The 23,657-nt window shown below is 40.3% G+C and carries 27 protein-coding genes and 2 tRNA genes; 17 read left to right on the forward strand and 12 right to left on the reverse strand.

Going from position 1 to position 23,657, the window contains the following annotated elements; translation table 11 throughout:
• Positions 1–50 precede the first annotated feature (50 nt).
• From QZ407_RS02970 to QZ407_RS02985, 4 genes are all read left to right on the forward strand, one after another.
• Positions 51–821 (forward strand): rhamnogalacturonan acetylesterase, encoded by a 771-nt coding sequence (locus QZ407_RS02970; protein ID WP_295767583.1) that lies wholly within the window; start codon positions 51–53, stop codon positions 819–821.
• 1 nt (position 822) lies between these two features.
• Positions 823–1,623 carry a GDSL-type esterase/lipase family protein gene (locus QZ407_RS02975; RefSeq protein ID WP_295767584.1) on the forward strand — a complete coding sequence of 267 codons (801 nt, stop codon included), beginning with the start codon at positions 823–825 and terminating at the stop codon, positions 1,621–1,623.
• Positions 1,624–1,897: 274 nt separating this feature from the next.
• On the forward strand, positions 1,898–3,043 hold the full coding sequence (locus tag QZ407_RS02980) for a glycoside hydrolase family 88 protein (protein WP_295767585.1): 1,146 nt from the start codon (positions 1,898–1,900) through the stop codon (positions 3,041–3,043).
• Positions 3,044–3,500: 457 nt separating this feature from the next.
• On the forward strand, positions 3,501–3,950 hold the full coding sequence (locus tag QZ407_RS02985; protein WP_157540740.1) for a cold shock domain-containing protein: 450 nt from the start codon (positions 3,501–3,503) through the stop codon (positions 3,948–3,950).
• 92 nt (positions 3,951–4,042) lie between these two features.
• Here QZ407_RS02985 and QZ407_RS02990 read toward each other — a convergent pair whose 3' ends face one another.
• Entirely contained in the window at positions 4,043–5,161 is a 1,119-nt protein-coding gene (locus QZ407_RS02990; protein ID WP_295767586.1) for a DUF4407 domain-containing protein, read from the reverse strand.
• A 126-nt stretch (positions 5,162–5,287) separates the two neighbouring features.
• Between QZ407_RS02990 and QZ407_RS02995 the strand changes: the two genes are divergently transcribed.
• A complete protein-coding gene (locus QZ407_RS02995; RefSeq protein ID WP_295767588.1) occupies positions 5,288–5,602 on the forward strand; it encodes a rhodanese-like domain-containing protein in 315 nt (104 codons plus the stop codon).
• Between the two features lies 1 nt (position 5,603).
• On the forward strand, positions 5,604–5,801 hold the full coding sequence (locus QZ407_RS03000; RefSeq protein ID WP_157540743.1) for a DUF6358 family protein: 198 nt from the start codon (positions 5,604–5,606) through the stop codon (positions 5,799–5,801).
• 87 nt (positions 5,802–5,888) lie between these two features.
• Here the strand turns inward: QZ407_RS03000 and QZ407_RS03005 are convergent, their stop codons facing one another.
• Both QZ407_RS03005 and QZ407_RS03010 read right to left on the reverse strand, forming a co-directional pair.
• Positions 5,889–6,035 (reverse strand): hypothetical protein, encoded by a 147-nt coding sequence (locus tag QZ407_RS03005; protein ID WP_157540744.1) that lies wholly within the window; start codon positions 6,033–6,035, stop codon positions 5,889–5,891.
• Between the two features lie 56 nt (positions 6,036–6,091).
• Positions 6,092–7,129, reverse strand: coding sequence for a dipeptide epimerase (locus QZ407_RS03010; protein ID WP_365334518.1), 1,038 nt, complete (start codon positions 7,127–7,129; stop codon positions 6,092–6,094).
• Between the two features lie 70 nt (positions 7,130–7,199).
• Between QZ407_RS03010 and QZ407_RS03015 the strand changes: the two genes are divergently transcribed.
• A complete protein-coding gene (locus tag QZ407_RS03015; protein ID WP_295767591.1) occupies positions 7,200–8,192 on the forward strand; it encodes a hypothetical protein in 993 nt (330 codons plus the stop codon).
• Between the two features lie 6 nt (positions 8,193–8,198).
• Here QZ407_RS03015 and QZ407_RS03020 read toward each other — a convergent pair whose 3' ends face one another.
• Entirely contained in the window at positions 8,199–9,428 is a 1,230-nt protein-coding gene (locus tag QZ407_RS03020; RefSeq protein ID WP_295767650.1) for a pitrilysin family protein, read from the reverse strand.
• A 141-nt stretch (positions 9,429–9,569) separates the two neighbouring features.
• Between QZ407_RS03020 and hpt the strand changes: the two genes are divergently transcribed.
• Positions 9,570–10,106, forward strand: a complete 537-nt coding sequence (gene hpt / locus QZ407_RS03025; RefSeq protein ID WP_295767593.1) for a hypoxanthine phosphoribosyltransferase — start codon at positions 9,570–9,572, stop codon at positions 10,104–10,106.
• A 76-nt stretch (positions 10,107–10,182) separates the two neighbouring features.
• Here hpt and QZ407_RS03030 read toward each other — a convergent pair whose 3' ends face one another.
• A complete protein-coding gene (locus tag QZ407_RS03030) occupies positions 10,183–11,718 on the reverse strand; it encodes a SulP family inorganic anion transporter (RefSeq protein ID WP_295767595.1) in 1,536 nt (511 codons plus the stop codon).
• 579 nt (positions 11,719–12,297) lie between these two features.
• Between QZ407_RS03030 and QZ407_RS03035 the strand changes: the two genes are divergently transcribed.
• From QZ407_RS03035 to QZ407_RS03050, 4 genes are all read left to right on the forward strand, one after another.
• Entirely contained in the window at positions 12,298–13,479 is a 1,182-nt protein-coding gene (locus QZ407_RS03035) for an MFS transporter (RefSeq protein ID WP_295767597.1), read from the forward strand.
• Between the two features lie 195 nt (positions 13,480–13,674).
• Positions 13,675–13,863: a hypothetical protein gene (locus tag QZ407_RS03040; RefSeq protein WP_295767598.1), complete on the forward strand. Its 189-nt coding sequence runs from the start codon at positions 13,675–13,677 to the stop codon at positions 13,861–13,863.
• Positions 13,864–13,893: 30 nt separating this feature from the next.
• The gene (locus QZ407_RS03045) at positions 13,894–14,061 is read left to right on the forward strand and encodes a hypothetical protein (protein WP_295767600.1); all 168 of its coding nucleotides are present in this window, start codon (positions 13,894–13,896) and stop codon (positions 14,059–14,061) included.
• Positions 14,062–14,093: 32 nt separating this feature from the next.
• A complete protein-coding gene (locus QZ407_RS03050) occupies positions 14,094–14,234 on the forward strand; it encodes a hypothetical protein (RefSeq protein ID WP_295767601.1) in 141 nt (46 codons plus the stop codon).
• Positions 14,235–14,321: 87 nt separating this feature from the next.
• Here QZ407_RS03050 and lpxB read toward each other — a convergent pair whose 3' ends face one another.
• From lpxB to surE, 3 genes are all read right to left on the reverse strand, one after another.
• Complete coding sequence (lpxB, locus tag QZ407_RS03055) at positions 14,322–15,422, reverse strand: lipid-A-disaccharide synthase (protein ID WP_295767602.1); 1,101 nt, start codon at positions 15,420–15,422, stop codon at positions 14,322–14,324.
• A 4-nt stretch (positions 15,423–15,426) separates the two neighbouring features.
• The gene (locus QZ407_RS03060; protein WP_295767603.1) at positions 15,427–15,687 is read right to left on the reverse strand and encodes a hypothetical protein; all 261 of its coding nucleotides are present in this window, start codon (positions 15,685–15,687) and stop codon (positions 15,427–15,429) included.
• A gap of 80 nt (positions 15,688–15,767) precedes the next feature.
• On the reverse strand, positions 15,768–16,535 hold the full coding sequence (gene surE, locus QZ407_RS03065; RefSeq protein ID WP_295767604.1) for a 5'/3'-nucleotidase SurE: 768 nt from the start codon (positions 16,533–16,535) through the stop codon (positions 15,768–15,770).
• Between the two features lie 276 nt (positions 16,536–16,811).
• Between surE and QZ407_RS03070 the strand changes: the two genes are divergently transcribed.
• The 3 genes from QZ407_RS03070 (at position 16,812) to QZ407_RS03080 (ending at position 19,355) form a co-directional block, all read left to right on the forward strand.
• Positions 16,812–17,615, forward strand: a complete 804-nt coding sequence (locus QZ407_RS03070) for a glycosyltransferase family 2 protein (RefSeq protein ID WP_295767607.1) — start codon at positions 16,812–16,814, stop codon at positions 17,613–17,615.
• A gap of 115 nt (positions 17,616–17,730) precedes the next feature.
• Positions 17,731–18,141 carry a response regulator transcription factor gene (locus QZ407_RS03075; protein ID WP_232336513.1) on the forward strand — a complete coding sequence of 137 codons (411 nt, stop codon included), beginning with the start codon at positions 17,731–17,733 and terminating at the stop codon, positions 18,139–18,141.
• Positions 18,138–19,355 (forward strand): sugar transferase, encoded by a 1,218-nt coding sequence (locus QZ407_RS03080; protein ID WP_295767612.1) that lies wholly within the window; start codon positions 18,138–18,140, stop codon positions 19,353–19,355. The genes QZ407_RS03075 and QZ407_RS03080 overlap by 4 nt, the downstream gene beginning before the upstream one ends.
• A gap of 68 nt (positions 19,356–19,423) precedes the next feature.
• Here QZ407_RS03080 and QZ407_RS03085 read toward each other — a convergent pair whose 3' ends face one another.
• The 4 genes from QZ407_RS03085 to QZ407_RS03100 all read right to left on the reverse strand — a co-directional run bounded on the left by QZ407_RS03085 (position 19,424) and on the right by QZ407_RS03100 (position 21,696).
• Positions 19,424–20,668 carry a S41 family peptidase gene (locus QZ407_RS03085; RefSeq protein WP_295767614.1) on the reverse strand — a complete coding sequence of 415 codons (1,245 nt, stop codon included), beginning with the start codon at positions 20,666–20,668 and terminating at the stop codon, positions 19,424–19,426.
• Positions 20,669–20,742: 74 nt separating this feature from the next.
• Positions 20,743–21,330, reverse strand: coding sequence for a hypothetical protein (locus tag QZ407_RS03090; RefSeq protein WP_295767616.1), 588 nt, complete (start codon positions 21,328–21,330; stop codon positions 20,743–20,745).
• 159 nt (positions 21,331–21,489) lie between these two features.
• A tRNA-Glu gene (locus tag QZ407_RS03095) sits at positions 21,490–21,561 on the reverse strand.
• A 63-nt stretch (positions 21,562–21,624) separates the two neighbouring features.
• A tRNA-Glu gene (locus QZ407_RS03100) sits at positions 21,625–21,696 on the reverse strand.
• 256 nt (positions 21,697–21,952) lie between these two features.
• Here QZ407_RS03100 and QZ407_RS03105 point away from each other — a divergent pair.
• Positions 21,953–22,234, forward strand: coding sequence for a DUF427 domain-containing protein (locus QZ407_RS03105; protein ID WP_295767618.1), 282 nt, complete (start codon positions 21,953–21,955; stop codon positions 22,232–22,234).
• The gene (locus QZ407_RS03110; RefSeq protein WP_295767620.1) at positions 22,231–23,619 is read left to right on the forward strand and encodes a mercuric reductase; all 1,389 of its coding nucleotides are present in this window, start codon (positions 22,231–22,233) and stop codon (positions 23,617–23,619) included. The genes QZ407_RS03105 and QZ407_RS03110 overlap by 4 nt, the downstream gene beginning before the upstream one ends.
• Positions 23,620–23,657: the final 38 nt, after the last annotated feature.

Genomic DNA, 23,657 nt, shown 5'->3' on the forward strand with positions numbered 1-23,657 from the left:
AATAAACCATATTTAAACTAAGTAGTTTCAAATCAATCCAATAAGCTTAAATGAAAAAGATATTAAAACTTGCTATTTGTGCATTTGTGGTTCTTGTTATAGCGCAGGCTTTCAGGCAGCCGTCTAAGCCGGTTATTTATTTAATCGGCGATTCAACCGTGCATAACAACGATAAAGTGCAGTGGGGTTGGGGCTCAATTTTAGGAAGCTTTTTCGATGAAAATAGAATCAGCGTAAATAACCAAGCCATGGCCGGTCGCAGCACACGTACCTTTATTAAGGAAAATCGCTGGCATACAGTTGATTCCATGTTAAAACCAGGCGACTACGTGTTGATGCAATTTGGCCATAACGAGGGTAGTAAGCCTGATACCAATAAGGCCGGCTACAGAGGCGTATTGCGCGGTACCGGCAATGAAACTGTTGAACTTACCTGGAAAGATGGTGTTAAGGAAACCGTTCATACATACGGTTGGTATTTGCGCAAGTTTATTCGTGAAACAAAGGCTAAAGGAGCTACACCTATTGTACTGTCAATGATACCACGCAACCAGTTTAAAGATGGCAAAGTGCTTCGTGCCGATAGCAGTTACGGCAAATGGGCTAAAGAGGTTGCTCAGCAAGAGAACGTTGCCTTTGTTAATCTGAACAGCATATCGGCCGATAAGTATGATAAGTGGGGAGCTGATTCTGTTAAGAAATTTTTTCCCGGCGATCATACCCATACCAATAAGGCAGGTGCTACTGTAAACGCCCAATCTGTGGTAGAAGGTATCAAAGCCAATAAATCGATTACGTTAAATAAATATTTAAAAAAGTAATATGCTTAACAAATATACCCGGTCTGTACTTTTTGCATTAGTTGTTATTACAGCAGCAGGTGCATTATTTTCGTTCATTATAAAACCTAAACCAACGTTATACCTCGTTGGCGACTCTACCGTAAAAAATGGTAAAGGGAAAGGTGATGGTGGTTTATGGGGATGGGGCAGCTATTTGGCCAACCACTTTGATACCACAAAAATTACCGTGGAAAATGATGCCCTGGGCGGAACCAGCAGCCGTACATTTCAAACACAGGGTTGGTGGAACAAAGTAGCCGAAAAAATTAAACCGGGCGACTACGTGATTATGCAGTTCGGGCATAATGATTCCAGCCCGCTGGTAGATTCGTCACGCGCGCGCGGCACCATTAAAAGTAACGGCGACGAGCAGCAAGAACTATATAACCCACTTACCAAAAAAACAGAAGTTATACATAGCTATGGCTGGTATTTGCGTAAAATGATTGCCGAAGCAAAAGCCAAAGGTGCTGCTGTAGCAGTTTGTTCACTTATTCCGCGTAACAGCTGGAAAGACGGTAAAGTAGTACGCAGTACTAATGATTACGGCAAATGGGCTGCCGAAGCGGCTAGACAGGCAGGAGCAACGTTTATTGATCTGAATACATTAGTAGCGGATAAATACGACGCCGAAGGAGAAGCAAAAGTTAAAGCAACCTATTTTAATGATAAAGATCATACACATACCATTGAAGCCGGAGCTGTTTTAAATGCCAAATTGGTAGCTATGGGTATAAAGCAGGCAAAGGGTTTTGGTTTAAGTCGTTATCTTAACAAGTAACTTCCCGCGTTTAAATTTCCTGTTAAAGCAAGGGTAAAGCCTGTTTAAAGCGTCATTGTATATAACTGGTTATAGGTAAACCTCTGCTTTCATTTTTATTTGTATTAAATAGGCGGTTGGTGTTACCTGGAGAGGGGTGGAATGTACATTCGCTATCACTGATAATATAGCACTGTCTTGGCCTAAATGACCGGCAAGTATGTGGCTGCCTTGCTGCTGTTAAGAACGGGTAGCGTTTGTGGCCCCAACAAAAATGAATATATAAACTATAAATATGCTGAAGAGTAAGTTTTCCGTTCTGGCAATAATCGCAGGTTTAATGCTGGTAGCTCCTTTTAAAGGCGCTGAAGCGCAAAAGCTGCCGTCAAAAAATAAAGTAGTAATTGATATGGCTTTGGCCAATCAGTACTTTATGAAAAAATGGCCCGATCCGGGTGCTGTTACCAACGTTGGCCGGGTACGTACAAGTAATTTATGGACACGCGCTGTTTATTATGAAGGCCTAATGGCATTGTATAAAATCAGCAAGCAGCAGCAATATCTGAAGTATGCATTAGACTGGTCAAATCATCATAAGTGGGAGCCACGCGATGGATTAAACACCCGCAATGCCGATAACCAGTGCTGCAGCCAAACTTACCTTGAACTATATGAGCTGGATAAAAAGGCGGAGTACATTGAGCCTACTAAGCAAAACATCGACAAGATGATGACCGGTGAGAAAATTGATGACTGGCACTGGATAGATGCTTTGCAAATGGCAATGCCTGTATTTGCCAAATTAGGCACCATATATAAAGACAACCGTTACTACGAGCGTATGTACGAAATTTATAATTACTCAAAAACCAAGCACGGTGGCAACGGACTTTATAATTCGGCTGAGAAGCTTTGGTGGAGAGATAAGGATTTTGTGCCACCTTATAAAGAACCTAACGGCGCAAATTGCTACTGGTCTCGTGGTAATGGATGGGTTGTAGCGGCCATGGTGCGTGTACTTGAAGTAATGCCTAAAAGCGCCCCTCATCGCCAAGAGTATGTAACCATGCTGAAAGATATGCTTGAGGCCTTAGTGCCATTACAACGCGCCGATGGCTACTGGAACGTTAGTTTAATGGACCCTGCCAATTATGGTGGTAAAGAGCTTACCGGTACAGCTTTGTTTACTTATGGCATGGCATGGGGAGTAAAAAATGGTATCATCAGTAAAAAGAAATATCTCCCTGTAATAACAAAAGCATGGAATGCCATGAGCAAAGAATGTATACACCCTGATGGTATGTTAGGCTATGTACAGGGTACGGGTAAAGAGCCTAAAGACGGACAACCAGTAAGCTATGATCATATCCCTGATTTTGAAGATTATGGTTTAGGATGTTTTCTTTTGGCCGGAAGCGAAGTTTACCGTTTAGCCAAATAACCTCAATAAGTTTAAAATATTACTGCTAAGGGTCGGTATTTTCAAAATGCTGACCCTTTGTGGTTGGTAAGGTTTCTAAAATGTCATAAATGTTAGGTTTTATTTAAGTAATTTTACCAAGAGTATAACGTTCCAAAATAAATTCGTATCTTGTACTCATATCTTAAATAAAGGCACCTGGCTATTTCTTGCTTGTCACAAATATTAACAATTGTGTAGCCATTTATAGCATAAATCTTTATACATCACTTACATCAACCGGGTGCGTAATGTTGATAGGATAACTTTAGCAAACAGGTTGTCCTTAGTTGGCAAAATAAGTTTTGAAGCAGCTTTTTTGTTAATGAAACAAGTACTTTTTTAAATACTTCACACAAAATAAAAAATCTCACCGGTAAAGGACGGGGGGCAACAGCTTTTGAAAAATTCAGAAGCTTATTCATCATTTAAGTAAAATATGGGTAGATCGGCAGAAACATTCAGTAAAAAAGAAAACGAAAAAAAGAGATTAAAAAAACAACGCGATAAGCGTGAAAAGGCAGAAGAGCGTAAAGCAAATGCGGTAAAGGGAAGAGGCCTGGAAGATATGATGGCTTATGTAGATGAGAATGGCAACATCACATCAACTCCACCAGATCCGACTAAGAGAAAAGCTATATCATCTGACGAAATCAGAATAGGAACTCCTAAGCAGGAAGATATTCCGGTTGATATAGTGAGAACGGGAAAGGTATCGTTTTTCAATGATGGAAAAGGTTACGGCTTTATACGCGATGCACAATCACAGGAAAGCGTATTTGTTCACATTAATGGTATAATTGAACAAATAAAAGAAGGTGATAAAGTAACGTTTGAGGTGGAAAAAGGCCCGAAAGGCTTAAACGCTGTAAAGGTTAAAAAGGCATAACTTCAATTTAAAATATTAGCTTAGACATACTATGGTTTAAGCACAAAAAAACGGCTAAGTATTCCTTAGCCGTTTTTTATTTAGTCATATTTTTAATCGTAATTATGCCTCTCGAGGTCATAGTCAGATTGCGCCGAAATTATCTTTTTCTTCTTGTTGATATCTGCCCCAACCTGGTGATCAAACACCTCGTCTGTTACCAGTATTTCGCGGTCTTTATCACGTTCGGCGTAATGAATATTAGCTTCGGCAAGACGTGCAACGGCAACATCATAAGGGCCTTTAGGGCTCATTAATTTTACAAATACAGGTAAGCATTCAAACAATATAAATAGGTAGCCAATAAATGACTGCGCCATATAAGTGTCCAAGTCGCGGGTACCATCCTGCCTGAATGATAATTGGCCAAGCGCCCAGTTACGATCGGCAAAACCGGCAATATCAGCCAGGCTGTCCAATTGCTTGTTGTTAAACAATCTGGTATTACTTAAGCCTTCAAAATCTTTACGCTGGCCCAGGTATTGTTCCATGCGTCCCAAATCTTCTGTAACAGTTTTTAACCGTGCCTCCTTTTCCTGCAAAACGGCTTCTTTTTGCTTTGCATAAGTGCCGTAACCTGTAATGCCTGATGTTTGGTTGGTTTTATCGCCAAAAACTTCCTGGTTAAGCTGCACACGTGAACGGTTAATATCACGCTCCAAAGAGTCTTTTTCCTTTTTAAGGTCTGTATTTTTGTTTAGCTCCATAGCATACTTTTGCGAGTATGTTTTTTGCAGCGTATCAATTTTACGGTTTTGCCCTTTTATGTAGGCCTCTTTCAGTTTACTTCTTATTTCTTTGTCAAATATTTTAAGCTCCAGCGGACGAGAAATAACCATACCAATCATAATGGCTAGTAATATACGCGGGGTGGCTTGTAAAAGCTGCTGGTTGGTACTGCCTTGCTTATTTATGCTCGATACAATGTAGCGGTCCATGTTAAAAATGGCCAGCCCCCACATAACACCAAAAAGCAACGCGAATATGGTAGCAAAGGTGTTACCGCTAAACACAAAGTACATAGCATAACCACCCGACAAAGAAGCAAATAAAGCCGTAAAGAAAATAGTGGCTCCTATACCAAAGTACCTGTTGTGCTCAATGGGATACTTTTTAAGGGTTTCAATATGCGCTCCCGAACAGAACCAAAAAAAACGGGTTACTTTTCTCATCTATAACTAATGTACAAAAATTGTGCTGTAAATATATGTGAAACGCCGCTGGCTGCTGAATGTTACACTTTTACGACTGAATTTTTAGGATTTAAAACTATACCTTTGACCTCAAATTTGGCACCCATGAAAGAAGTTACTGTAGAAGACCTGAAAAGGATGAAAGAAAACGGCGAAGATTTTCAACTGATCGACGTGCGTGAAGACTTTGAATACCAGATGTCGAACCTTGAGGGCGATAATATTCCGTTAAGCGGCGTTGTTATTGAAGCTGATAAGATAAGCAAAGATAAACCTGTTGTAATTATGTGCCGTAGTGGAAAGCGTAGCGCTATGGCTGTTATGCAATTGGAGCAACAAGGTTATGAAAACCTGTATAATTTAAAGGGCGGTATACTTGCCTGGCAACAGGAAATTGATCCTACTATAAGCGTTTATTAATATGGCCTTTAAGCTTCTGTTAAACGTACTGTATACTATTGGCATTTTAATAAGCCTGTACACCATATACTGGGGCGTTACCCACGGGCGCTGGGAGTTTATTGTAGGCGGTGCTTTTGTTGGCATTATATTTTTTCTGCTTAAAATCACGCTTATGAAAGAAGTGCGTGCCATGCAAAAGCCTGCATCAAAGAAATAGATAATTAAAAAGGTGGCAAAGCAACAAAACTCATCCTGTTGCTTTGTCACCCTTTTTTTGAAGCTTACAATTGCTGTAAGTGATAGTTTACCTGGTTTTGGCAGTATGAGCTCTACCATCGTTAACGCCATCAATAAAGCCTCGCTTTACATCTTTCCAGTTTTTTAACACTGATATAAGCAAAACTATAATTAAGGCTGTAACTATCCTTTTAAAGGTTAGTCCGCTGCGCATAAAATAAAAGTTTATAATTGGTTTATAATGGCTGCAATTTATACAAAGTAAACTAATTAAGCAACAGGTAGTTGTACTCCTAAACCAGGTGCGTTGCTCAATGCCCATTTGCCGTCAAACATAACCGGATTTTCAAATGGGTTATTACTGGTCAGAAGCGGGCCATCCAAGTCAACCCAATCACATTGCGGGGCCAAAGCGGCAGCGGCAAGGGTGGCACAACTGGTTTCGCTCATACAGCCAATCAAAACTTTCATATTTAATTTACGGGCTTTATCTATCATGAGTTTTGCCTCATGCATTCCGGTCGATTTCATCAGTTTTACATTAACTCCATGGTATATACCCTCAGCTAGTTCAACATCAGGCAGGCGTTGTACAGCTTCATCGCCAATTATTGGTATGGGGCTTCGCTGGGTAAGCCAGGCATTGCTGTGCAAATCTGTTTTTGCAAAAGGCTGCTCAATAAGCTTTACGCCCTGTTCAAATAACCAGTGCACCATATCAAGGCTTGCCTCACGGTTTGTCCAGCCCTGGTTGGCGTCAACATATAAGGGTACATCAGTAACCGAGCGTACCGTTTTAATAAGCACTTTATCTGCCTCGCCGCTTAACTTCACTTTAATTACCTTTAGGCCTGCAGCTTCCTCTACTTTTTGCAATAGTATCTCGGGTTTGTCAATGCCAATAGTTATGCTTGTAACAGGCATTGTTTGGGCGTTGCTTCCTAATAATTGCCAGCAGGGTTTATTTAAAAGCTTACCTTCAATATCATGCAACGCAATGTCAACAGCTGCCTTTATAGCTGGGTTGCCAGGTGCAATGCTGTCAAGATAAGCAGTAATCTTATTGTAATCGAATGGAAAAGTTAGTTTTGAAGTATCAATACTTTTCAAAAATGCCGTAGCCGATTCTATGCTTTCGCCCAAATACGGAACCATAGACGCCTCGCCGTATCCGGTATGTCCTTCATAATTTATGTTAACAAGCATGATTGGGGTATACGTACGCGAAAAATGAGCTATTGTAAAACGGTGTTTCAGCAGTAGCTCAAAAGGCTTATAAGTGATTATCATGTTATCTAAACTAATCATTTTACAATTTATACATATTACATCTACTGGTTATAAATGATGATTTAGGTGCGGTGCGTATCTTTGCAACATGCCGGCAAATTTATATAACCCGTTTGAGCGCTTTAGTTTTAGTAACCGCAATTGTTTTTTAACCGGGCAACCGTTAACATCTGAGGAAGAAAAGATTCAGGTTTTTCCAACCTGGCTTATGACGCGGTATCATCTTGAAGATAAGGTAATAAAGCTGCTGGATGAAAGCTACACAGGTTATAAAGATTTAAAGTTGCCATGCTCGTCGGCTGTTAATGAGCAATACATTGCACCTCTTGAAAGTGAAATTGAAACGGCTTTTTTGGCCGGATACGACGCTGTTAAAGAGTTAGAGCCATTAAAACTATTTCAATGGGCAGGCAAATTACTTTACGGTATTATTTTTAACGAGTTGCAGGCCGGTATAAGGCAACAACACGCGCAGGGTGAATCCTTTCATTTATCGGAAGGGTTAAAGCACAAGTTTAGTCACCTGCACTTAATGCTGCAAAGCCTTAATCAGCCTATCGAATTTGATGGTTTTAGCCCGTATAGCCTGTTTTTGTTCAAGGTTGATAACCCTGAGAACGAGTTTTCGTATCGCGACGAAATCAATACACTTACCTTTTCATTACGTATACAAAATTTCGGCTTAGTTATATGCCTGCAGGATAATGGAGCTAATCGTCGTTATCATCAGGAACTAATTAGCAAAATTGAGAATGATACGTTGCATCCCATTCAATTTGAGGAAGTATGTGCAAAGATATTTTACTCGGCATTTTTATTCAACCGTTTACCCGAGTATGAAATAATGCCCATTGGCAACGAGATTTTTATAGAAGCCAATGCCTTAAGAGGCACAAGCGGCCGGCCTGTTTTTGATGATTGGCAAAATAAAACGTACGGACAGGTATTAGAAAACTTTTGGAAGCGCTGGGGATTTATTCTTCTTGAAATTATTAAGGATCCGGAAAACCCCATGAGCTTCTTGTTTACCAAAGACGGTTACAAGATAGGAGCAGAGGCCTGCCCGCCCGAAAGGCAATAGCTAATATTAATCTTTGGGCTCAAACAATAGGGTAAGCAGGCTTTGCTCATCAAAAATCTGGTTGCTTATCTCTAAAATTTGCTCGGCAGTCACTGCATTTATTTTATCAAATACCTGTTGCAGGGTATCAATGCAATTAAAGTCAATAAGGCTTTTTGCCATTGATATAATAAGGCTCAGGCGGTTTTCTTCAGCAAGCGCAATTTGCCCTATAAACTTTTGCCTGGCTTGATGCAATTGTAGGGTGCCCAGTTTATTTTCGCGCAATTTTCTAAGTTCTTTGTGTATTAGCTTTAAGGCTTTGCCTGCCTTTTCTTCGTCTGTGCCAAAGTATATGGTAAATATGCCTGTATCGGTAAACGGTGTATAGTTTGATTCGATAGTGTAAGCAATACCGTATTTCTCGCGTATTTCAAGGTTAAGCCGACTGCTCATGCCCATGCCTCCAAGCAGGTTGTTTACCAGCAATAAACCGCTTTTATGCGGATGAGATGAACTGAATGCCACGTTGCCAATAATGCCATGCAGCTGTGAAATAGGCTTTTGAACTTTTATAAGCTGGCTTTGAGGTGCGCCGGGAGCAACGCGGTTTTTTACAGCCTTGTTTTCTTTGATACTGCCGAAGTATTTTTCGGTAAGTTTTACAAGCTTATTAAAACTATAGTCGCCGGTTACGGCAAATACCATTTCATGTGTATTATAGTTGGCAGCGGTAAAGTTATCAATGTCGGGGCGGGTTAAGCTCTGTACAGTATCTTCGGTACCCAATATGTTATTGCCAAGTGGGTGGCCGTTAAAAAGATAGCTTTCAAAATCATCCTGAATGGCTTCTTCAGGCTGGTCCTGGTACGATGCAATCTCATCCAAAATAACACTTCGCTCCTTAGTAAGCTCCTCTTCAGGAAAAGTAGAGTGAAAAAGAATGTCTTCGAATAAATCAATGGTGCGTTCAAGATGCTCTTTAAGCAATGAGGCATGTATACAGGTGTACTCTTTGGTGGTGTAGGCATTTAAATCGGCGCCAACCAGTTCGAGCCTGTTCAAAATTTGATTGGTATTACGACGCTCAGTTTGCTTAAACAACAAATGTTCAATGAAGTGCGCAAGGCCATCTTTGCCCGGGCTTTCATCGCGGGCACCGGCATTTACAATAAAGCAGGTGTGGGTTATATTTGATGGTGCGTGCTTGAACAATAGTCTTATGCCATTGCCAAGTGTATGTACCTGGTAATCTATCATGGAGGGACAAAGATACGCTAAATATTATCAGTAGCCGATAGTGTGAATAGCGGGCTATTGCGTATTATTGTGTATAAAATGTAATACTTTTTATAGTTAAATTTACATTTACCATTATTTCTGTTAATAAAATTGAGCATGATGAAAATTGCCGACCTCACATTTGAACCGCTAATTGAAGCCGATGCTATTGCCAAACGCATAAATTTAATGAGCGAGCAATTGAACGCCGACTATGCCGACCGCTCACCTATATTTATTGGTGTTTTAAGCGGTAGCTTTATGTTTATTTCTGACCTCATTAAGCAGGTAAACATTCCGTGCGAAGTTACATTTACCAAACTTGCTTCTTACTTTGGAGGCACCAGCTCTACACATAAAATTCGTGAAGATATTGATATAAGTGTTGATATAAGCGGACGACATGTGATCATTGTTGAAGATATTGTTGATACCGGCAACACGTTGGCATATTTAATTGAGAAATTAAAGCTTTATAGCCCTGCCTCGGTACGGGTGTGTTCATTACTGTTGAAGCCTGCCAAGCTCGAAACATCGATAGAGGAGCTGCGCTACGTTGGCTTTGAAATTGAGAATGAATTTGTAGTAGGTTATGGTCTTGATTATAATGAGCTTGGCCGTAACCTGCCTAGTATATACAGGCAAATAAGTTAACCACATTTACACAAAAGCATTTATATGGATGGTGCTGAATAAAGTGCACCATCCATATAAAAATGACTGCAACAAATTATCTTTCAGTGGCTACGGTATATTCAGGGTCATCAATAATGTTCACTTCAATAACATCATCTGCGTTTTTAAGCAACTTACGGCAGTCGGCACTTAAGTGCTGAAGTTGAAGTTTTTTACCAGCCTGGTGGTAGCGCTCGGTTAACTTGTTAAGCGCATCTATTGCCGACATGTCTGCAACCCGACTATCTTTAAAGCTGATGATGGTGTTTACGGGGTCGCCATTTACATCAAACTTTTCATTAAAGGCTGAAATTGATCCAAAAAAGAGTGGTCCGTAAATTTCGTAATGTTTAGTGCCCTGCTCATCTACATACTTACGAGCTCTAATACGTTTTGCACTTTCCCAGGCAAAAACCAGCGCCGAAATTATTACGCCTATAAGCACTGCCAGTGCAAGATTATGCAGCCAAATGGTTATGAGCGCTACTAAAATCCCAACAAATACATCTTGCCTTGGCATTTTATTAATCACTCTGAAGCTTGCCCACTCAAATGTGCCAATGGCTACCATGATCATTACTCCCGTTAATGCGGCCATGGGTACCCGCTCAATAACAGGCGCTCCAAAAAGTATAATGCACAAAATTGTTAAGGCAGCTATGATGCCCGAAAGCCTTGCACGTGACCCCGCCGATAGGTTAACCAGTGTTTGCGCAATCATAGGGCAGCCACCCATGCCAAAAAAGAAACCGTTGAATATGTTAGCCGTGCCTTGTGCTACACACTCGCGGTTGCTGTTGCCACGCGTTGCTGTCATTTCATCAACAAGGTTTAAGGTGAGCAGGCCTTCGGTTAAACCTACGCCCGCCATAATAAGAGAGTAAGGAAATATGAGTTTAAGCGTATCTAAACTAAAAGGTATAGCCGGTATATGAAACGGGGGGAAGCCTCCGCTTACGGCAGCGATGTCTTTAACGGTTTTAGTTGGTATACCTAATACTAAAACAATAACGTAAATTATAATTATTGCTACTAACGATGGCGGTACAGCTTTAGTAAAGCGCGGCAGTATAATAATTATGGCAATGGTGAGCGCAACCAAACCACTCATAATTAAAAGCGGTGTACCGCTCAACCATGCTGATTGTCCGTTTACTATGGTTTTAAATTGTTCAAATTGGGCAGTGAAAATTATTACTGCCAGTCCGTTTACAAAGCCATACATAACCGGTTGAGGCACGAGGCGTACAAATTTGCCTAGTTTAAAAATACCAACCGTAATTTGTAATACACCAGCCAGCGCAACGGCTGCAAATACGTATTCAATACCGTGCGATTTCATAAGTGCAATAAGCACAATTACAGTAGCACCTGCCCCGCCCGATATTAGTCCGGGCCTTCCGCCTAATACGGCAGTTACCAAACCCATAATAAAAGCAGCATACAATCCTACCAATGGTGGAAAACCTGCAAGTATTGCAAATGATAAAGATTCGGGCATCATGGTCATGGCTACGGTTAAACCAGCCAAAACCTCATTTTTATAATTAACTTTTTGTGAAAAATCAAATAAGCGAAATAGAGCAGCCATAAGATATTTATGTTGTGAGGCTATATCAATTTTAGTATAGTAGCCTGTAAAAAATAGTAATTGAATGAATAATTGTTCCTTATGTAGTAAGGAGAAGTGATTGGCTAATTACTAATCAAGGTGGTGTAACAGGGCTACTCAAAAAAGAGTTTTTCATCAGATGTTGTAAAAGTATGAAGTTATTGCTTAATAGTTGTATTTAAAAAAGAGAGGTGGTAAGCGCTTTTGAAATGTTTGTATAAAAGCAAAGCTCCTGATGGGCAGGAGCTTTTACTAACCAATTATAAACCTAAATTATGAGAAGACTTTTTTGTGTATCTTTTGAATACGGTGTAAAAGTAACACTTTCTAGTTTGATTGCAAAATGTTTTTTCAAAATAATTGCAAATTATTCATCAAGCGGCCAATTGTTGTACAAAGTTGTCATGAAATTATATGATATGTTAATAAATGTTAAAATTATATACGTGTTGTAACGTGTTAATTACAAAAAGTTCAGTTTGACAATTGACTGATTTTGAAAGTGTATTTTATGGTAAACGTTTGCAACCTTTGCTTTCTTACAACATTTTTTTAAAAATGCACACTACCGCCAGCAATAAGCTAACTAATACTATACTATGGACCATGACCCTGGCAACGGGTTTTGTGGTTGCCAATATATACTACAACCAACCGCTTTTAGGTGATATAGCGCAAGCTTTTGGTATTACAAACGGGCAAGCCGGGCAAATAGCCATGTTTACACAATTAGGCTACGCAGCTGGTTTACTGCTTATTGTACCCCTGGCCGATATGTTTAAAAGAAAGCGTTTAATGCTGATTGATCTTGCTTTTGTTTTTATAGCCTTATTAATGGTAGCAAGTGCAAAATCATTTTGGATTTTGGCGGGCGCAAGTTTTTTAGTTGGTGTTACCTCTATTGTGCCGCAAATTTTGTTGCCCCTGGCAGCACATCTAGCTAACCCCGAAGAGCGTGGTAAGAAAATAGGCTTTATCATGAGCGGGCTTTTAATAGGTATACTGTTATCGCGTACGGTAAGTGGTTTTGTAGGTGAACATTTTGGCTGGCGCGCCATGTTTTACATAGCAGCCGCTTTAATGATGGTTATGTGGCTGCTTATTGCTTTTGTTGTTCCAGAGGTTGAGCCTCAACACTCAGGTAATTACAAAAGCTTAATGCAATCACTGGTTACATTAATTAAACAAGAGCCTGAGTTAAGGTTAGCTGCATTAAGAGGTGCGTTATGCTTTGCTTGTTTTAGTGCATTTTGGACAACCCTCGTTTTTTTACTCCGCGAGCCGCCTTTCAACGAAGGTAGTGCAGTGGCCGGTGCTTTTGGTTTAATAGGCGCCTTTGGTGCGCTTGCAGCCTCACTTATTGGCCGGCTTAGTGATAAAGCTAACCCTTACCGGCTTATAACCTATACATTGTTAATGCTGTTGGTGTCATTTGTAATTTTCATGTTTTTTGGTAAAAGCATCATCGGCCTGGTTATAGGCGTAATTCTCATGGATATGGGTGTTCAGGCTACACACATATCTAATCAGGCAATCATATTCGGTTTAAATCCTTCGGCTCGTAACCGTATCAATACCGTTTACATGGTCTCTTATTTTGCAGGCGGTTCTGCAGGCACGTTTTTCGCGGCAAAAATATGGGGTGTTTACCACTGGCAAGGTGTGTGCGCTATTGGAATTATACTGTCCGTAATTGTACTGTTAGTTCACCTTTCGAGTTCAAAAAAGCTTACAGCCTAGCTGCTGCACTGTACAAAATTTGCAATTATCATACAGTCGGCGTTTCCTCCTGTATCAGTTTAGCTATCATTAACAGCGCGCAGTTGTGCTGGTAATGTAAATTTTGTGCCTAATAATCAGTTGTTTGTAAAATAATTTAGGTTGTGTTGGTTAGTTTGGCACCCTATTAGAGTAAGATTAAACAAATACAACGATATGATTACCGCTGATCAAACTAATCCGGACGAACAACAAGGGCAAGAGTGGGAAAATCCTCAAAATCCTGAGCAACCGTCAGATTCGCGCGATCAGGAACAAGTGCAAAGGCAGTTTGAAGAGGCAAAGCGCCGAAAAGATAACCTGAGCGAAACTGATCACATTGATAAAGAGAAAAAAACAGAGTAATTAATTTTTTGACCTTAAAACTTAGAAACGATGAAAACTAACAGCAAAACCCCAATAAGCAAACTGGTTGCCCGTTTTGACAATGAATTAAAAGCCCTGTTAATGGAGGACTTAAAAACGGTTAAAAATGCAAAAGATCAGTTAATTGATACTATCAAACAAAGCATAAGTACTAAAAAAGGCCTTTCGGCTGCTTAATATATTACACACTCATCAACCCTGCATCTACCATGAAAAACGCTAAACAAAACACCGAAAGCAAGCTGATGAAACAGTTTGACTTAGATTTAAGAAACTTACTACTTGCCGATTTAAAAGCGCATAAACGCAAATCGCAGTTCATTAGCAAGCAATTAAATGCTGCTGCATAATAAAGCATTTACATATCTACCTATATAAAGCTTTTTTCATCACCTATGAAAACAATAGAGCTCCGCGTATGCCGGAGCTTTGTTTATTTATAGGTATCCTATGATAAGCCTGGCCGTTTTAGCCGAAGCACCAGGTTGCCCCATTTTTGAATCCAGCTCTTCATAATTGTTAAGCATAGCTTCACGGTAATTGCCCTGCACCAAACGTTCAAGTTCAGCACTAATGGTGTTCGTATTGCAGTCTTCCTGTATAAGTTCTTTTACCACCGGCTTGTCCATTATCAGGTTAACCAGCGTAATATATTTAATTTTTAAAAACATGCGTGCTGCCGTAATCATAAATTGATGGGCCTTATATACGGCAACTTGGGGCACATTGAACAAAGCAGCTTCTAACACTGCCGTTCCTGATGCTACAACGGCCGCGTGCGCATGGTGCAGCAAATCATAAGTGCTATTAAAAATAACCGGAATATTACAGGTGCCAATGTATTGCTGATAGTAATTGGCACTAAAAGATGGCGCACCGGCAATTACAAACTGGTAATCTGTAAAATTTTTGGCAATGTTTAGCATTTCAGGCAGCAGGCGGCTTATTTCCTGTTTACGGCTTCCGGGTAACAGGGCAATTATTTTTTTATGACCGAAATTATTGTTCTCAATAAAATGCGGATCGGGTATAAATGCGGCAATGGCATCCAATAAAGGGTTGCCTACATAATCCACCTTCATGCCAAATTGCTGGTAAAAGGCAACTTCAAACGGGAGTATACAAAACAGGTGATTAACTACGCGTTTTATTTTATGCACCCGCTTTTGATTCCAGGCCCAAACTTTTGGCGATATATAGAAGCATACCTTTAAACCTAAAGTTTGGGCGTACTCGGCAATCTTTAAGTTAAATCCCGGAAAGTCAATCAGTATCAGAACATCGGGTTGCCACGCAGCAATATCATGCTTACAGGTTTTCATATTGCGCATAATGGTGCGTATATTCATCAACACCTCGGCAAAGCCCATGTAAGCCATTGTGCTGTAATGCTGAACTAAAGTTCCGCCTTGCTGATGCATTAAGTCGCCGCCAAAAAAACGAAAGTTTGCCTGCGCATCTTCCGCTTTTAAAGCTTTCATAAGGTTGGCACCATGCAAATCGCCCGATGCCTCGCCCGCTACCAAATAGTACTTCATTTGCTTAAAGCCTTATTTTAAAAATAACAACCAGTACCATGCAAATAAATGAGGCCAGCATAACGCCCCGGCCGGTGTCTTCGGCACCTTTTGAGTGCAAGATTCTGATGAGTAACAAATTTAAGCCTATGGCAATAAGATAGGGCATGGCAGGTCGGTTCATAATTACGGTGCCTTTGTATATGACTTCAAAAATAAGCCAGGCTATACCCGGCAGTATGCAGCCGGCTAAAATGCCTAAAGGCAATGAATTTTTGTTAAACATTTAGTAAAGGTACGTTTAAGTTACCGGTGTTTACAAAACGCGCCAGCTTAACCGCCGCTGTAAACTGACACGATTCAAGCTTACAGTCCCCAACTGTTTAAAACCGATATGGCATGATGAGCAGTCATATCAAATTGCACCGGAACCACTGATGCATAATTGTTATCAAGCGCCCAAACATCGGTGTCTTGTCCCTGGTCGTTTAATTGAAATTCGCCGGTAAGCCAGTAATAAGGTCTTTTATGCGGATCCATACGTTCATCAAACTCCTCGGCCCATTTACCATGCGCCTGTCTGCACACCTTTATGCCTTTAAGGTTATCACCCGCCGGAAAGTTCACATTAAGTAATGTACCTGAAGGTAGCCCACGTTGCAATACCTGTTCAGCAATTTGCCTTACATACGGTAGGCATGGTTTAAAGTTTGCCTGCAGGGTGTAATCATCCAGCGAAAAGCCAATAGATGGAATACCCTCTATCGCTCCCTCCACCGCGGCCGACATTGTGCCCGAGTAAAGAACATTTATGGAATTGTTAAGCCCGTGATTTATGCCTGACACACATAAATCGGGCTTTTTGCCGCGGAATATGCGGTTTACTGCCAGCTTCACACAGTCAACCGGTGTGCCCGAACATTTGTACATTTCAACGCCGTCATAAAGCTCCACCCGGTCTAACCGTAATGGTTTGCCTATGGTTATGGCGTGCCCCATACCCGATTGCGGGCTATCGGGTGCTACAACTACTACGCGGCCCAGCTGCTGTACAGTTTCCATTAATGCTTTTATACCGGGTGCGGTAATACCATCATCATTTACTACTAAAATGGTTGGTTGTTGCTTACTCATTGGGCTAAATTAAATAATAATTAAGCAATGCCCGGTATAGGTTAGTGATGTTGCTGTAAAAGGCACATAAACAGTTAATTATAGGAGAGTAAAATTTATTGTAATTAAATGCACCATATATATGCATTTTGCGTATAACGTTATTAAAGCTAAAAAAGCCTGATTGTACTCAAAGACTCTAAAAAGCTCTGTTGGTATTAATTTTCCATTAAATGAGTAGTTTAGCTTATAAAAAATATAAAAAGTTAAAGGAAAAATTATAATTTGCTTCGTTTTATGAGACCTGTTTCGATACCTGCTTATGTGCGCGATTTTTTCTACAATAAGCAAGACCCTGCAAAGGTGCGTGAGGCTTACCAAAAGTTGCGTAAAAACTCAGCAGTACCCGATGTAACCATATCGATACCGGCTTACAATGAGGAAGATACCATTGTGCAAACCTTGGCATCCCTTTGTAACAATGAAACAAAGTGGAGTGTTGAAATCAATGTAATTAACAACAACTCTAAAGATAAAACAGAAGAACTGGTAAAAGCCTGCGGCGTAAACTGTATTTTAGAAACAACGCAGGGTATTACACCAGCCCGCAATCGTGGGTTGGCCGAAGCAAAAGGTAAATACATTTTAAATGCCGATGCTGACACCATTTACCCCAAGTTTTGGATAGAGGAGATGATTAAGCCGCTGGCAGATGAAAGCAGGAAAGTTGCCATTACACACGGCTTGTTTTCATTTATACCCGTGGGTAGCACAGGTCGTTTTACTTACTTTTTTTATGAGCACCTATCTGACTTAACCAGGGTTTACAACCAGTATTTTAAAAATGAGGCGGTAAATGTTTATGGTTTCGATTCGGGTTTCAGGCGCGAAGAAGGGCTGCAGGTAGACAGTTTTAATCACCCGCCCGGTACCAATGAAGATGGTTACCTGGCATTAAAATTAAAAAATAAAGGTTTTGGCAGTATACACCGCGTTACAAGCCCGCAATCAATTGTTTGGACAACTGACCGCAGGCTGCAAATTGATGGCGGTTTATGGAAGGCGATACTAAAGCGTTTTAAACGAGTGTTTTTTTCATAACAATTTTGTAATTACAGAACCTTTACATTAAAAATTTCGTAACAAGGTATATAAACAAGTTAGTATGATACCTGTTATTAACAACCTATTAAGCACAAATACCAAATCCACTCGCATGGGATTTTCAGACACGGGACAAACCAAAATATTAATTGTTGAAGACGACAATTACATGCAGCTCATACTTCGTAAGTTTTTAGGTAAATCTTACGAAATAGAGATATGCCCTTCGGCGCTTGAGGCGCTGTCGTTTTTACAGAACGGTAATATACCCGATCTGGTTATTTCAGATTTAAATACGCCTAACCTAAGCGGGTTAGATCTTATAACGCAACTACACAGCAGCGACTTTTTTAAATCAATTCCAGTAATTATCGTATCGGGCGAGGATAGCTCTGAGGTGCGGGTTAGATGTTTAAATACCGGTGCCGACGATTTTATTGTAAAGCCGTTTAACCCGGCCGAACTTGAAGCACGTGTAAGAGCGATATTGAGAAGAATTGGAAAGAATGTGCAAAGTTTATGAGCCAACCCTACACTCAGCAACGGCAGGTAATTGCGCTGATTAATTTGAGTGATGAGCTAACCATCTCCATTAACCAGTGTAATTTTAAAGACAGGCAGCTGATGCATTTCAAAAACGGAATGCAAATGTTTTCGGCCTGGCAGGAAAATAAACTTAACATTGCAGCAATTATTTCGCAAGATGAAATTTTAGCATCATCAGGCATTACGCTGCTCGAAACACTTAAAAAGAACAACATGGGTAATGTTCCCTTCTTTTTAATTGTTAACCATTTTAATGCTAACCTAAGGCAGCTTGCGCTTGATGCCGGCGTGGCCGATGTGTTTACCAACCCTGTGTCAACTCAAAACATTGAAACCCGCGTAAACTTTCTTATTGATTATTGGAAAGCCCTACGCCAGGAGACAACAAAAACCCTTAACGTAAATTACAGCATTCCGCCAGGTAAGCGTGCTTTTGATATTTTCTTTTCAGGAATGGCGCTGTTGTTTTTATCGCCATTCTTTTTGCTGGTGTATTTGTTGGTAAGGCTTGAATCAAAAGGACCGGCATTTTATTACTCATTGCGGGTAGGTACGGGTTACCAGGTGTTTAAGTTTTATAAGTTCAGGTCAATGTATGTAAACGCCGATCAGCGTTTGAAAGATCTGAAGCACCTGAATCAATACGATACTGATGCCGCGGCAAAAAAGGAACAAGCAGGGGTAAAAGAAGAAAAAGTAATCGAAAATACTTCATTTTTGTGCGCCGATTGTATGAATTCGGGCAAATGTCAGTTTCCTATGTATGCTGATAATGTACATTGGTGCGAACGTGAATACATTGACAATAAAAAGACTGCCGGCGGGTCGGCATTCTTCAAGATAAAGAACGACCCTCGTATTACCCGTGTAGGCAACTTTATACGTAACACCAGTATTGACGAATTACCACAGTTGTGGAATGTATTTATTGGAGACATGAGCATAGTAGGCAACCGCCCGTTGCCATTATACGAAGCTGAAAAGCTTACTACTGATAAATATGCATTGCGTTTTCACGCTCCGGCAGGTATTACTGGTTTATGGCAGGTAGAGAAGCGCGGTAAAGGCGATATGAGCGAAGAGGAACGCCTGATGCTCGACAACGTTTACGCCCAAAATCATAGCTTGGTTAATGACGTAAAACTCATTATGAAAACTATACCGGCACTTTTACAAAAAGAGAGCGTTTAAGTTTATTATTAGGAAGTACTAAAACATATCATACTTTATAAAAGGTCAACCATTACATGGTTGACCTTTTATTTTTTGTTGATAAGCTGAATGGTTTGCAGTATCCAATCGCTTTGCGCACTAAGTAGCGTATTCGGTTTTACACCTACACCTTCAAAAGGAAGGTAATTTCCATCATCACGCATGTCGGTTATATAAAGCTTAAACTCGCCCGATGGTAAAGTTTCCGTCACTCCGGTATTATTGCCATAGGTTAACGTGCCATTTGTAGGTTCGCCAAGCAAGGTTACATTTTTTAATTGTGATAGCTTAATAGCAAATTGCTCCGCGTTACTAAAAGTACGATTGTTTATCAATGCATATATGCGCCCTTTTCTGATGTATGCTTCAAGTAGCTTCAAAAACTTACCCGATGATTTAAAACCCCCGCCGCCATTGTTTCTTAAATCAACAATTAAGGTGGGCGCAGTTAAGCTATCTTTTATGGTATTGTAAAAATCAGTGCTGTTTGCAAGGCTTTTGTTGGATGTTGCAAAGCTGCCTAAGCGTAGATAATTAATACCCGGGCCAATGTTTTTGAATTTAAAAAGTGGTTCTGTTGATTTAATGTTCACAAAGTCGGACTGGTTCTTAAACTTTTTCCAGTGCGATTCAGTAAGCATACCATGCATCAGCTTTTCATTTAAAAGCAGTCCCCATGTTTTTTGCAAAACATGCAGCGTGTAGGCCTTGAAGCGTTTGGGCTGATATTCTTTCAGCACCATGGCTATTTGCCCTGGTTGCCATGTTTTTATTTTGCTATCGGTAATTACGCCTACTAAGCTGTCTCGCTTTGTGGTGCGGTATAAGGCCATAGATAACGCATCACCATAATGATAAATTCCCTCAACGCTGTCTGCTGGAGTAGCTGATAAAGCTTTACTTATCGAGTCGATGTTCAGTTTACTGCTTAGTGCCTGCTTAAACCATACCGAACCGCGATATCGGTTCATGAATGCTGTGTCTTTTAAAGATGGAACAGTAATATCAACAGGCGGGGCTTGGCTGAAATAAAGATGGTTATCTCTAAGCGGCAGTATTAGTTGAGATAAGGCATAGAACCTTGAATAGGGATCTTTTGCCTTCATGATATCGCGTTTTACTTGTTGTATTTGTGCGTCAAACAAGCGTTTTTGATCACCTTTAATCTGGTCTTTATAAGATGGTAGTTGCTGTATAATAGCAGCAAGTTTATCTGCATCAGCAACGTAGTCCTGAGCTAATGCATACCGGCTTACAAGAAGGCTAATGAAGACAAGAAGTACACGGTTCATAAAGCCAAGACGCTGCATTTAAGGCAAACGTGTCGTTGTTTAGCATATTTATTTAATTTGCCTCCACATAATTGCTAATTCCCTGCTACTATCATTTCTCTAACGCTTCCGGCAGGTAAAATTGAGACCTTACTATCCTTGTAAATAAAAATCATTTCTTTGGTTTTACCTATCAGTTGCGCTTTTATCCATTTATTGTCATCCAGCCTTATTGCAATTTGCTGCTTTTGATTGAGTGTTTTACGCTTGGTGTTTTGGGCAATTGCAGTTGATGATACGTACAGGTAAAACAAAAACAGGGTTGCAAAGGCAATATGGTGAACCGGCTTAAACCAAGGTTTGGTCACCAGTCCAAACGAAAGTTTTAAATATTGAGCCGGCTTATTGAGCCTCATGTGATTATCCCACGTGTATAAAGCTGATACGATGATTATAGATAAGAGGATAAAGGCAAAAATTGTAGGATCCCGAAACGGGGCAATCAAAAAATCAAATATATCGGCATATTGGAATATGTTGATGTGGAATATTTTGTACTTATGGTATTCAAACAGCATTCCCATGCCAACCATTAAAATGTATAGTGCAGGTAAATAGGTTTGTGCCTCCTTTAATAGCATCAATCCCGTTGTAGTAGTGCTATTTGCGTTGTGATTTGCCATAAACTTAACAAAGTATTTGGTTTACTTGATTGCTTTAATGTAGGGCGAAAGCTTAAAGATATAATAATGGCAGCTAAACCTGTATGATATGGTACTTAAATTTGTAGCTGAGGCATAAAAAAAGCCGCTTTACAATGTAAGCAGCTTTTAAGATTTTAGTAGTCCATAGGGGAATCGAACCCCTGTTTCCAGAATGAAAATCTGGCGTCCTAACCCCTAGACGAATGGACCAATTATTAAATTTAAACTGGCGGATAATAAACACTTAACCTAAATATTTATACCTCACCAATGTAGTCCATAGGGGAATCGAACCCCTGTTTCCAGAATGAAAATCTGGCGTCCTAACCCCTAGACGAATGGACCAATTGTTAAATTGGTAATGCGCAGTAATGATTTACATCATGTTTTACGCTTACAAGTTAAAGAACAATCCCTTATTTTGGGACTGCAAAGATAGACGTTTATCTGAAAAATTAAAAAATAATTCACCAATTTTTTTACATTTTTTTATTCCTATTCTTTAAATGTGTACCTGAAAACAAAATGTGCTTAATTCAATTTATTTCTGTTGTTGAACTGAGTGTTGCTACAGCATTCATAACCCCAGCAATTTTTAATTATGAAAGCCTCGTGGAACAACCAGGTAATTGCCGAAAGCGATCAAACCATTGTTATAGAAAATAATCATTATTTTCCTGTTGATAGCGTTAATAAGGAATTTTTAACCGAGAGTGATACGCATACTATGTGCCCATGGAAGGGCAAGGCATCTTACTATAACCTCAAAGTGGATGGAAAGCAGAACCCTGATGCTGCCTGGTATTACCCTGAGCCTAAAGATGCTGCTGCGCAAATCAAAGGCTACGTAGCATTTTGGAAGGGAGTAAAAGTTACCGCATGAAACAGTATGACGTTATAATAATAGGTGCCGGGCAGGCTGGTAGTCCGCTGGCGCGTAAAATGGCCAAGGCCGGTAAAAAGGTGGCTATTATTGAAAAGCGTTTGGTTGGCGGTACTTGCGTAAATGATGGTTGTACGCCAACAAAAACATGGGTGGCATCAGCCAGGGCGGCTTATCTTGCCGGGCGTTGTAACAACTTAGGTGTGCATGTTGATGGCTATAGCATTGATATGCCTCAAATTAAAAAGCGTAAGGATGACATTGTAATGCATTCGCGCAGCGGCAATCAAAAAAGTTTGGAGGAAGATCCGAATATTGATTTGTTGTTTGGTGAAGCTAGTTTTAGTGGCCATAAGGTAGTTGCCGTAAACCTTAATGATGGTGCAAGTGCGGAAATAACAGCTGACATGATTTTCATTAACGTAGGTTTGCAAACCGTAATTCCGGATATTGAAGGCCTTGACAGTATCGATTACCTTACGTCAACAAGCATACTTGAATTAAAAACGGTACCACAACACATTTTGGTTATTGGAGGTAATTACATAGGCTTAGAGTTTGGTCAGATGTTCAGGCGCTTTGGTAGCCAGATAACTTTACTTGAACGCGGTCCGCGTATAATGAGCCACGAAGATGAAGACGTATCGCGCGAGGTTCATAATTTTTTGGAGGAGGAAGGAATAGCGGTATTTACCAACACCCAAGCCACTAAATTTGAAAAAGATGCTCATGGCCGCATACAAGCAACCTTAAATATAAACGGACGCACCGAGCAAATGGAAGTAAGCCATGTGCTGGTAGCTGCGGGCCGTAAACCACAAACCCAAGCGTTGAATTTACAAGCATCGGGTATAGAGGTTGATGATAAGGGTTTCATTAAGGTTGACAATAAACTGCAAACTAACTTGCCCGGTATATATGCTTTAGGTGATGTTAACGGTGGGCCGGCCTTTACGCATATTGCTTATAACGATTTTACTGTTGTTTGGCGTAACCTTTTAATGAATGAAGATTTAACCACCGAAGATAGGCCGGTACCATATTGCATGTTTACCGATCCGCAGTTGGGCCGCGTGGGTATAACCGAAGAGGAAGCAAAAAAGCAGGGTATTAACTACAGGGTTGCTGTACTTAAAATGAAAAGCGTTGCCCGTGCCGTTGAGGTGGGAGAGGTACGCGGACTCATGAAAGCCATTGTAAACGCCGATACAAAGGAGATACTTGGCGTAGCTATTCTTGCTGAAGAAGGAGGTGAGATAATGTCGGTATTGCAAATGGCTATGCAGGGAGGCATCACTTATGATCGTATTCGTTATTGTGTGTTTGCTCATCCAACATATTCCGAATCATTGAATAATTTATTCATGACGTTAGACGATAAATAGTTATTCGATAAAGGCAATGTTGTAAAGCATTGACTTTA

The organism is uncultured Mucilaginibacter sp. (assembly GCF_913773635.1).
GTDB lineage: Bacteria > Bacteroidota > Bacteroidia > Sphingobacteriales > Sphingobacteriaceae > Mucilaginibacter.